6 protein-coding genes are annotated in these 9,692 nt (G+C 72.9%); 4 read left to right on the top strand and 2 right to left on the bottom strand.

Annotated features, from left to right (window positions below):
- Positions 1-33: 33 nt before the first annotated feature.
- Both G5C65_RS23525 and G5C65_RS23520 read right to left on the bottom strand, forming a co-directional pair.
- Entirely contained in the window at positions 34-801 is a 768-nt protein-coding gene (locus G5C65_RS23525) for an enoyl-CoA hydratase/isomerase family protein (protein ID WP_165300906.1), read from the bottom strand.
- 36 nt (positions 802-837) lie between these two features.
- Entirely contained in the window at positions 838-2,097 is a 1,260-nt protein-coding gene (locus tag G5C65_RS23520) for a L,D-transpeptidase (protein ID WP_165300905.1), read from the bottom strand.
- A gap of 276 nt (positions 2,098-2,373) precedes the next feature.
- On the opposite strand from G5C65_RS23520, the gene G5C65_RS23515 reads away from it, so the two are divergent.
- The 4 genes from G5C65_RS23515 (at position 2,374) to G5C65_RS23500 (ending at position 9,456) form a co-directional block, all read left to right on the top strand.
- The gene (locus G5C65_RS23515) at positions 2,374-3,576 is read left to right on the top strand and encodes a L,D-transpeptidase (RefSeq protein ID WP_420903353.1); all 1,203 of its coding nucleotides are present in this window, start codon (positions 2,374-2,376) and stop codon (positions 3,574-3,576) included.
- A gap of 179 nt (positions 3,577-3,755) precedes the next feature.
- Positions 3,756-5,669, top strand: a complete 1,914-nt coding sequence (locus G5C65_RS23510) for an ABC transporter ATP-binding protein (protein ID WP_338146609.1) — start codon at positions 3,756-3,758, stop codon at positions 5,667-5,669.
- Positions 5,666-7,585 carry an ABC transporter ATP-binding protein gene (locus G5C65_RS23505; RefSeq protein ID WP_165300903.1) on the top strand — a complete coding sequence of 640 codons (1,920 nt, stop codon included), beginning with the start codon at positions 5,666-5,668 and terminating at the stop codon, positions 7,583-7,585. The genes G5C65_RS23510 and G5C65_RS23505 overlap by 4 nt, the downstream gene beginning before the upstream one ends.
- A gap of 248 nt (positions 7,586-7,833) precedes the next feature.
- The gene (locus tag G5C65_RS23500; protein ID WP_165300902.1) at positions 7,834-9,456 is read left to right on the top strand and encodes a M4 family metallopeptidase; all 1,623 of its coding nucleotides are present in this window, start codon (positions 7,834-7,836) and stop codon (positions 9,454-9,456) included.
- Positions 9,457-9,692 lie beyond the last annotated feature (236 nt).

Below are 9,692 nucleotides of genomic sequence, written 5' to 3'. Positions count from 1 at the left end.
ACCCCACCCCGTGCGGGGCCCGGACCCCGGGGCTCAGCGGAAGGTCGCCTTGCCGGGGCCGTCCTCGACGAAGCTCCGCATCCCGGTCTCCCGGTCCTCGGTCGCGAACAGCCCGGCGAACCAGTTGCGCTCGACGGCGAGTCCGGTGTCGATGCCCGCCTCCATCCCGTAGTCGACCGATTCCTTCGCGGCGCGCAGGGCGAGCGCGGGCCCGGCCGCGAGGCGCGCGGCCCATGCGTGCGCCCGCTCGTACACCTCCGCGTCCGGGACCACCTGCTCCACCATCCCGATCTCCAGCGCCTCCTGGGCCCTGATCTGGCGGCCGGTGAAGATCAGGTCCTTGGCGCGTGCCGCGCCGACCAGCCGGGAGAGCCGCTGGGTGCCACCCGCGCCGGGGATCAGCCCGAGCAGGATCTCCGGCTGGCCCAGCTTCGCCGACTCGCCCGCGATCCGGATGTCGGCGCACAGCGCCAGCTCGCAGCCGCCGCCGAGCGCGTATCCGGTGACGGCGGCGACCACGGGCTTGGGGATCCGGGCCACGGCGGTGAAGGACTCCTGGAGCGCGCGGGACCTCAGCACCATCGCGGCGTGGTCCATCTCCCGCATTTCCTTGATGTCCGCGCCGGCGGCGAAGACCTTCTCCCCGCCGTAGAGCACCACCGCGCGCACGTCGTCGCGGTCCGTCGCCTCCCCGGCCAGCTCGTGGATCCGGTCCTGGGTGGCGATGTCGAGGGCGTTCATCGGGGGGCGGTCGAGTCTGATGGTGCCGACACCGTCGGCGACTTCGAGAGTAGCGGTCATGAGGGCAGGTTAACGGTCGTTACCCCGGCTGCGGCATCACTGCGGCGCCGTCCACTTCGCCCAGGACATGTTCCAGCCGTTGAGGCCGTTGTCCGCCTTGATGGTCTCGTCCTGGGAGTTCCTGACCTCGACCACGTCCCCGACCAGGGAGTTGCGGAAGAACCAGGACCCGGCCGTCGTCCGGTCGGCGCCGCCGCGCTGGTCGGACAGGCCCACGCAGCCGTGGCTCGCGTTGACCGCGCCGAACGCGCTCTTGGGCGTCCAGTAGTTGCCGTGGATGAAGGTGCCGGAGGTGCTGAGCCGCATGGCGTGCGGTACGTCCTTGATGTCGTACTCGCCGCCGAAGCCCACGGTCTCCCCGTTCATCCGGGTCACCGGGAACTTCTCGCTGATCACCATCTTGCCGTTGTACGTCGGGGTCGCCGGGCTGCCCGCGCTGATCGGCAGGGTCTTGATCCGCTTGCCGTCGCGGTAGACCTTCATGGTCTTCTTCTTCGCGTCCACCACGCTGACCTGCTGCCGCCCGACGGTGAACTGCACGGTCTTGCGCTGCCGGCCGTAGATCCCGTTGGATCCCTCGACCCCGCTGAGGTTCAGATCGACGGTGACCTTCGTGCCCGACTTCCAGTACGCCCGGGGCCGGAAGTCCAGCCGCCGGTCGCCGAACCAGTGGCCCTCGACCTCCACCCCGGGGTCGGCGCGGACCGTGATCGCCTTCTCGACGGCCTCGCGGCGGGCGATCGGCCGGTTGAATTTGATCGACACCGGCATCCCGGCGCCGACCTTGTCGCCGTTCTCCGGGGTGAAGTAGCCGACGAAGGTGTCCTTCGGGACGAACGTCGTGAAGCTGCCGTGCTTGGCGGCCTCGCGGCCCTTCGCGTCCTTGGCGACGGCGTCGACCTCGTACTTCGTGCCGGTCGCGAGGTGGGTGGCGGGCCGCCACTCCGTACGCCGCTTCCCGTACCGGCCCTTGACCGTGCGGCCCTTGCCGTCCTTGACCGTGACCTCGGTGAGCCTGCCCTGCTCCGCCGTGACCTTCAGGGCGCCGGTGGTGGCGACCTCGTCGGCCCCGTTCTTCGGCGCGAGGGAGACGACGGCGTCGGACGGGCCCTCGGCCGCCGCGCCCCGGTCCCCTTCGCCGTCCGGTCCGTCGGCGCTGGAGCTGCCGCTGCCGCAGGTCGTGAGCACCAGCAGCAGCACGACCAGAACGGCGACCAGCCCGGCGGCTGAGCCCCCGATGAGCTGTTTGCGGCTGTCTCCGCCCAGTTTGTCCCTGGTTATAGCCTTGATATCCAACTCGGCCTACTCCCCTCAACAGGCCGGGCACTCTTGTGCGCCCCCGATACGCGCGACTCGCCGCGCGCAGTGCCCTGTTAGATAACCACACCTCAGCGGGGGTGCCCGTGCCCCGCGGGTCACCGTTCGGTCGCGTTTTTGCGGAGGGGATGAGACGGCGCCGCGCAGTTTCCCCGGCGGCCCCGGTTCGTTGATCTGTGCGGTGAACGGACAGGGAGACGACGGGAGCGGACGGTGCGCGACGGTCGAAGCGGTGCCCCGCAGGGGCGCGGGGCTGTGTCCGTCAGCGGCTCCGCGGCGGGGCGGCATCCGGTGACGGCCACGGCCCCGGCCATCGCCCTCGCCCTCGCCGCCGCGGCGGTGCTGGCCGGGCTCACCGGATGCGGAACGGAACGCGGCACGGCACCGCCCGACGAGACCATCCGGATCACCCCGTCCGACGGCGCGACGAGGGTGGCGGTCCGCACCCGGGTGACGGTCTCGGTACGCGAGGGCAGGCTGCGGCACGTCCGGGTCCGGGCCCGGCAGGGCGGCCCCCCGCTGCCCGGCCGGATCTCGGCGGACGGCCGCACCTGGCGCCCGTACGGCCGGGGCCGGCTGGCGGCGGCGAGCGCGTACGCCGTGGACGCGGTCGCGAGGGACGCCCGCGGCGAGCGGGTCACCCGGCGCACCGCCTTCACCACCCGCGCCGCCCGGCACCGGCTCATCGGCTACTTCACGCCGGAGCACCGGCAGACCGTCGGCATCGGGATGATCGTGTCGATCCGCTTCAACCGGCCCGTCGTCCGGCGCGCGGCGGTGCAGCGCGCGATCCGGGTGACCGCGCGCCCCCGAGTGCCCGTCGCCGCGCACTGGTTCGGCCGCACCCGGCTCGACTTCCGCCCCCGCCGATACTGGCGGCCGGGCACCAGGGTCGCCCTCGACCTGCGGCTGCGCGGCGTACGCGGCGCGCCCCGCACCTACGGGGTGCAGCACAAGCGGGTCTGGTTCCGGGTGGGCCGCGACCAGCGGAGCGTCGTCGAAGCGGACCGCCACCGGATGACCGTCTACCGGGCGGGCCGGGCCGTGGCGCGGGTGCCGGTGACGACGGGCTCCCCGGAGAACCGGACGTACAGCGGCCGGATGGTGATCACCGAGAAGGCCGCGGTGACCCGGATGAACGGGGACACGGTCGGCTTCGGCGGCCAGTACGACATCAAGGACGTGCCGCACGCGATGCGGCTCACGGACAGCGGCACGTTCCTGCACGGGAACTACTGGGCCGAGCCGGGGGTGTTCGGGGCGCGGAACGTCAGTCACGGCTGTGTGGGCCTGCGCGACGTACGCGGCGGGAGCGCGCGGTCGCCGGCGGGCGCGTTCTTCCGCCGGTCGCTGGTGGGCGACGTGGTGACGGTGCGGGGCTCCGGCGAGGAGCGGGTCGCCCCCGACAACGGCCTGGGCGGCTGGAACATGAGCTGGCGCGAGTGGCGCGCCGGATAGGCGTGTCCGGCGGATCGTGCCGGGCAGGGGCTGCCCCTTGCTGCGCGTCGCGGACTGCGGCCGGGTTCGTGGTGGCGCGCGCAGTTCCCCGCGCCCCTGACGGGGCGCCCGCCGAAAACCGTGTGAGGGATGGCCATCCGGGCCCGTAGCCTCGCGGGGTGACAGACAGCAGCCTCGGCGTGGATGCTCCTGCCGCCCCGCGCCCCACACCACGCCCAGCGGCCGAACGCTCCGCTGTCCGCTCGCTGCTGCGGCTGTGGCCGTATGTGCGCCCGGTGCGGGCCCGGCTGTGCGCGGCGGCGTTCGTGGCCGTCGTCGCCTCCTGCCTGGGGCTGGTGATCCCGCTGGTGCTCAAGTGGATCGTGGACGGGCCGGTGACCGACCGGGACACCGGCGGGGTGTGGCTGGGCGGGGTGCTGCTGCTGGTGATCGGCCTGGTGGAGGCGCTGCTGTTCGGGCTGCGCCGGTGGCTGGTGGCGCGTCCGCTGGCGGGCGTGGAGGCGGCCATGCGCGCGGCGCTGTACGGGCATCTGCAGCGGCTGCCCGTCTCCTTCCACGAGCGCTGGCCCAGCGGCCAGTTGCTGTCGCGGGCCACCACGGACCTGCATCTGCTGCGGATGTTCTTCGCGTTCCCGCTGACGTTCCTGGTCGTCAACGGGACGACGATCCTGGTGGGGTGCGTCATCCTGCTGGCGCAGGAGTGGACCCTGGGGCTGGTGCTGCTGGCGCCGGTGCTTCCGCTCGTGCTGCTGTGCGCGCTCTTCGAGATGCGGTACGCGGTGGCGTCCCGGCGCGCCCAGGACCAGCTCGGGGATCTGACGACGGTCATCGAGGAGGCGGTGCTCGGCATCCGGGTCATCAAGGGCTTCGGCCGCCACCGCAGTCAGGCCCGCGCCTTCCGGGAGCTGGCCGACCGGGTGCGGCACACGGAGCTGTACAAGGCCCGTCTGCTGGCCGCCATCTGGGCGGTGATCCTGACGCTGCCGGAGCTGGCCATCGGCGCCGCGCTGGTGCTGGGCACCGTCCAGGTCGCGGACGGCGAGCTGTCGGCGGGCACGCTGGTGGCGTTCCTGTCCACGGCGCTGGCGCTGCGCTGGCCGGTGGAGGCCATGGGGTTCCTGCTGGCGATGAGCAACGAGGCGGCGACGGCCGCCGACCGCTTCTTCGACGTCATGGACGAGCCGATCCCCCCGGACGCCCCTGACGCCCGGGACGCCCCTGACGCCCTGTCCGGTCCGTCGCCCGGCGGCGCGGCCGCTGCCGCCGGGCGCGCGGGGGCCGACGGGCTGCGGTTCGAGCGGGTCACCTTCCGCTATCCCGACGCGCCCCCGGGCGCGCGACCCGCGCTCGACGGCATCGACCTGCACATCCGCTCCGGCGAGACCATGGCGCTGGTCGGCGCGACGGGCAGCGGCAAGACCACGCTCACCGCGCTGGTCCCCCGGCTGCACGAGCCGAGCGGCGGCCGGATCCTGCTCGACGGCGCGGACACGGCCGCGCTGTCCCGCGCCGCGCTGCGGGCGCGGGTCGCCGTGGCGTTCGAGGAGCCCACGCTGTTCTCCGCCACGGTGCGCGAGAACGTCCTGATGGGCGCGGGGGAGGACGGCGGCGACCCGGGCGCCGGGCTGGAGCGCGCGCTGCGGGTCGCGCAGGCGGCCGACTTCGTCGCCGCGCTGCCGCACGGGGCCGACACCCAGGTCGGCGAGCAGGGGCTGAGTCTGTCCGGCGGGCAGCGGCAGCGGCTGGCGCTCGCCCGCGCCGTGGTGGGGCGCCCGCGCTTCCTGGTGCTGGACGATCCGCTCTCCGCGCTCGACGTCCACACGGAGGCGGCGGTGGAGGCGGCGCTGCGCGAGGTGCTGGCGACGACCACCGCGCTCGTCGTCGCGCACCGCCCCTCGACGGTGCTGCTGGCGGACCGGGTGGCGCTGCTGTCCGGCGGCCGGATCACCGCGGTGGGCACCCACCAGGAGCTGCTGGCGAGCAGCCCGGAGTACGTCGCGCTGATGTCCGGGGCCGGAACGGAGGACCCGCGGGACCCGCAGGACCCGGAAGGACCGGAGGGACCGGAGGGGAAGGAGGACGGCGCCCGATGACGACGACGGTCCAGGACCAGCCGGCCGCCGACGACGAAGGCGGCCGGGACGAGGGCGGCCGGGGCGAGGGCGGCCGGGGCAAGGGCGGCGCGCCCCCGCCGCAGCAGGCCGCCGGTGCCGCCGGAGACTCCTTCGACCAGGACGTGCTGCCCGCGCCCAGGGGCGCCTCCCGCACCCTGCTGGGCTCCCTGCTGCGCCCGCACCGCCGCCGGGTCGCGGGCGCCGCCGTGCTGCTGCTGTTCCAGCAGGCCGCCGTCCAGGCGGGCCCGCTGCTGGTGGCGTACGCCATCGACCGGGCGCTGCCCGCGCTGCGCGACGGGCGGGACTACGGGCCGCTGACCGCGGTCGCCGTCGGCTATCTGGTGTGCGCCCTGGCCTCGGGCTGGCTGCAGCACGGGTTCATCATGGCGGCGGCGCGGGTCAGCCAGCGGGTGCTGCTGGAGCTGCGCGGCCGGATCTACCGCCATGCGCAGCGCCTCGATGTGGACTTCCACGACCGCTACACCTCCGGGCGGCTGATCTCCCGCTCCACCACCGATGTGGAGGCGCTGCACGAGCTGCTGGAGGAGGGGCTCCAGGAGCTGCTCGGCGTGGTGATGTCGACGTGCTACATCCTCGTCATGCTGCTGTGGCTGGACATCGGCCTGGGCGGTGCGGCGGCGGCGTCCTTCGTGCCGCTGTGGCTGCTCGTCCGGAACTTCCAGCGCCGCTCGCTGCGGGTGTTCCGCTCCAAGTCGACGGCCATGGCGTCCGTCGTCGTGAAGTTCGCGGAGACGATGAACGGGATCCGGCCGGTGCAGTCCTTCCGCAGGGAGCGGCCGAACGACGCGGCGTTCGCCGAGCTCAACGGCAGCCACCGGCGGATCAACGGCGACGCGATCCTGGAGATGGCCCGCTATGTGGTGCTCTCCCGGCTGGTGGCGAACACGGCGGTGGCCGCGATCGTGCTGTGGGGCGCCTACCGGGTGGCGTCCGGCGGGATGGAGCTGGGCGTGCTGGCGGCGTCCGCGCTGTATCTGCGGCGGCTGTACGACCCGATCGACCGGCTGGGGATGTTCCTCAACTCCTACCAGTCGGCCGCCGCTTCGCTGGAGAAGATCGCGGGGGTGCTGGCCTGGGCCCCCGCCGTCCCCGAGCCGGCCGCGCCGCGCGAGCTGCCGCCGCGCGAGCCGGGGCGGCCGGGCCGCGAGGTGGTCTTCGACCGCGTCCGCTTCGCGTACCGCACGGGCGGCGAGGTGCTGCCGGAGTTCAGCCTGACGCTGCCCGCCGGGCGGACGGTGGCGGTCGTCGGCGCGACGGGTGCGGGCAAGTCCACCCTGGCCAAGCTGCTGTCCCGGTTCTACGACCCCAGCGGAGGGCGTGTCCTGCTGGACGGCGCCGACCTGCGCGAGCTGGACGCGTCCGCGCTGCGGCGCGAGGTGGTGATGGTGACGCAGGAGGCGTTCCTGTTCTCCGGCACCGTCGCGGAGAACATCGCGATCGGCCGTCCGGACGCATCCCGCGCCCAGGTCGAGGGCGCGGCGAAGGCCATCGGCGCGCACGACTTCATCGCGGCGCTGCCGGACGGGTACGACACCGATGTCCGCAAGCGGGGCGGCCGTATCTCGGCGGGCCAGCGCCAGTTGGTGTCGTTCGCGCGGGCGCTGCTGGCCGACCCCGCGGTGCTGATCCTGGACGAGGCGACCTCGTCGCTGGACGTTCCGGGCGAACGGGCCGTGCAGGGCGCGATGGGCACGGTGCTGCGGGGCCGTACGGCGGTCGTCATCGCGCACCGCCTGTCGACGGTGGCCGTCGCGGACCGGGTGCTGGTGATGGCGGACGGCCGGGTGGTGGAGGACGGCACGCCGGACGAACTGCTGGCCGGCTCGGGCCGCTTCGCCACGCTGCACCGCGCCTGGCGGGACAGCCTCACCTGACCCTGACCCTGACCTTTCGGAGGGCTCTGGTCCGGACCGCACTCCGCTATGCGTGCAGAGGAATCGTATTAACGAACAAAATCTCGCCAACCTGCGTCCGGAGCAGGAAGTGCAGGTGACATGAACGCGTCATGAATGGCAGGGTTCCCCGGGTGCCCTGCGCACTCCGCACTTCAGTTCTGCCCGGACGGTATGCACCTATGCCGTCCGTCCGGTCCCCACGCAGAAACGGCAGAAGGAGCAACTGAGTGAGATCCCTCTCCAGCAAGCAGCGCATATCCGCACTCGCCGCCACCGGCGCCCTCCTCGTCGCCGGCATCACCGCGGGCACGGCGGGTGCCGCCCCGTCCGGCGCGTCCGGCGCCGAGGGCGCGCGCGGCGCGCTGCCTGCCCAGCTGTCCGCGGCCCAGCACACCGCGCTGGTCAAGGCGGCGGACTCCACGGCGGCCAAGGCCGCGGACGCCAAGGCGCTCGGCCTCGACGCGAAGGAGAAGCTGCACGTCAAGGACGTCGTCAAGAACGAGAACGGCGCCACACACGTCCGCTACGAGCGCACCTATGACGGCCTGCCCGTCATCGGGGGCGACCTGGTGGTGCACAAGTCGCCTTCCGGCAAGCGGACCGGCACCTCCCGGGCCACCAAGGCGAAGATCGCCGTGAAGACCGCGGTGCCGGAGACGTCCCTCGACGCGCACAAGCCCGCCACCCCGAAGGCCAAGGGCAGCAAGGCGCCCCGCAAGGTCGTCTTCGCCGCCGAGGGCAAGCCCACCCTGGCCTGGGAGACCGTGGTCGGCGGCACCCAGAAGGACGGCACGCCCAACGAGCTGCACGTCATCACCGACGCGGCGAGCGGCAAGAAGCTCCTGGAGTTCCAGGGCGTCAAGGGCGGCACCGGGGAGAGCCAGTACGCGGGCACCGTCGACATCGGCACCTCGGGCTCCGCTGGCAGCTTCTCCATGGTGGACCCGGGCCGCGGCGGCAACGAGACCACCGACCTGAAGAACGGCACCAGCGGCAGCGGCGAGGTCTTCACCGACGACGACGACACCTGGGGCGACGGCACGCCCGGCAACCGGCAGACCGCCGGGGTCGACGCGCACTACGGCGCGGGCGCCACCTGGGACTACTACAAGCAGGTGCACGGCCGGGACGGCATCGCGGGCGACGGCAAGGGCGCCCGCAGCCGCGTCCACTACGGCGACAACTACGTCAACGCCTTCTGGCAGGACTCCTGCTTCTGCATGACGTACGGCGACGGCGAGGGCAACCAGAAGCCGCTCACCTCGATGGACGTCGCGGCCCACGAGATGACGCACGGGGTGACCTCGCACACCGCCGACCTCAACTACCAGGGCGAGTCCGGCGGTCTGAACGAGGCGACCTCCGACATCTTCGCCGCGGCGGTCGAGTTCCACGAGGACAACCCCGAGGACGTGCCGGACTACCTCGTCGGGGAGAAGATCGACATCCGGGGCGACGGCACCCCGCTGCGCTACATGGACGAGCCCAGCAAGGACGGCGTCTCGCTGGACTACTGGACGCCGGAGGCCGACGACGTCGACGTGCACTACTCGTCCGGCATCGCCAACCACTTCTTCTTCCTGCTCTCCGTCGGCAGCGGCGAGCGCGAGGTCAACGGCGTGAAGTACAACTCGCCGACCAAGTACGGGGAGGAGATCGAGGGCATCGGCATCGAGAAGTCCGAGAAGATCTGGTTCAAGGCCCTGTCCGAGAAGATGACGTCCACGACGGACTACGCGGACGCCCGCCAGACCACCATCGAGGCGGCCGAGGAGCTGTACGGCAAGGGCAGCGACGAGGCCAAGACGGTCGCGGCGGCCTGGACCGCCGTGAACGTCACCGGCAGCTGACCCCGCACAGGAGACCGGACCGGTGCCCCGCCGCTCCCCCCGGGCGGCGGGGCGCCGCGCCGCGCCGTCCGCGCGGTCTGCGCCGCCCCGAACCAGCGGCGAGATTCGGCCAATTACAAGGAATACATGGTATAGACCTGACAGGGGCACGACACGGTGTCACTCTGCCGCATATGCCGCGTCACCACGCGGCCTGAGCAGAAGAGGAGTACCGTGTGAGACCCACACCCACCCCC

Origin of the sequence: Streptomyces boncukensis (genome assembly GCF_011045075.1) — a bacterium.
Lineage (GTDB): Bacteria > Actinomycetota > Actinomycetes > Streptomycetales > Streptomycetaceae > Streptomyces > Streptomyces boncukensis.
Note: the sequence above shows the minus strand (reverse complement) of the source record. Positions and strands in the feature narration are given on the sequence as shown.

Excerpts from the sequence above, each read along its gene's own strand:
- G5C65_RS23525 (WP_165300906.1), bottom strand. The coding sequence starts at position 801 with ATGACCGCTACTCTCGAAGTCGCCGACGGTGTCGGCACCATCAGACTC.
- G5C65_RS23505 (WP_165300903.1), top strand. The coding sequence starts at position 5,666 with ATGACGACGACGGTCCAGGACCAGCCGGCCGCCGACGACGAAGGCGGC.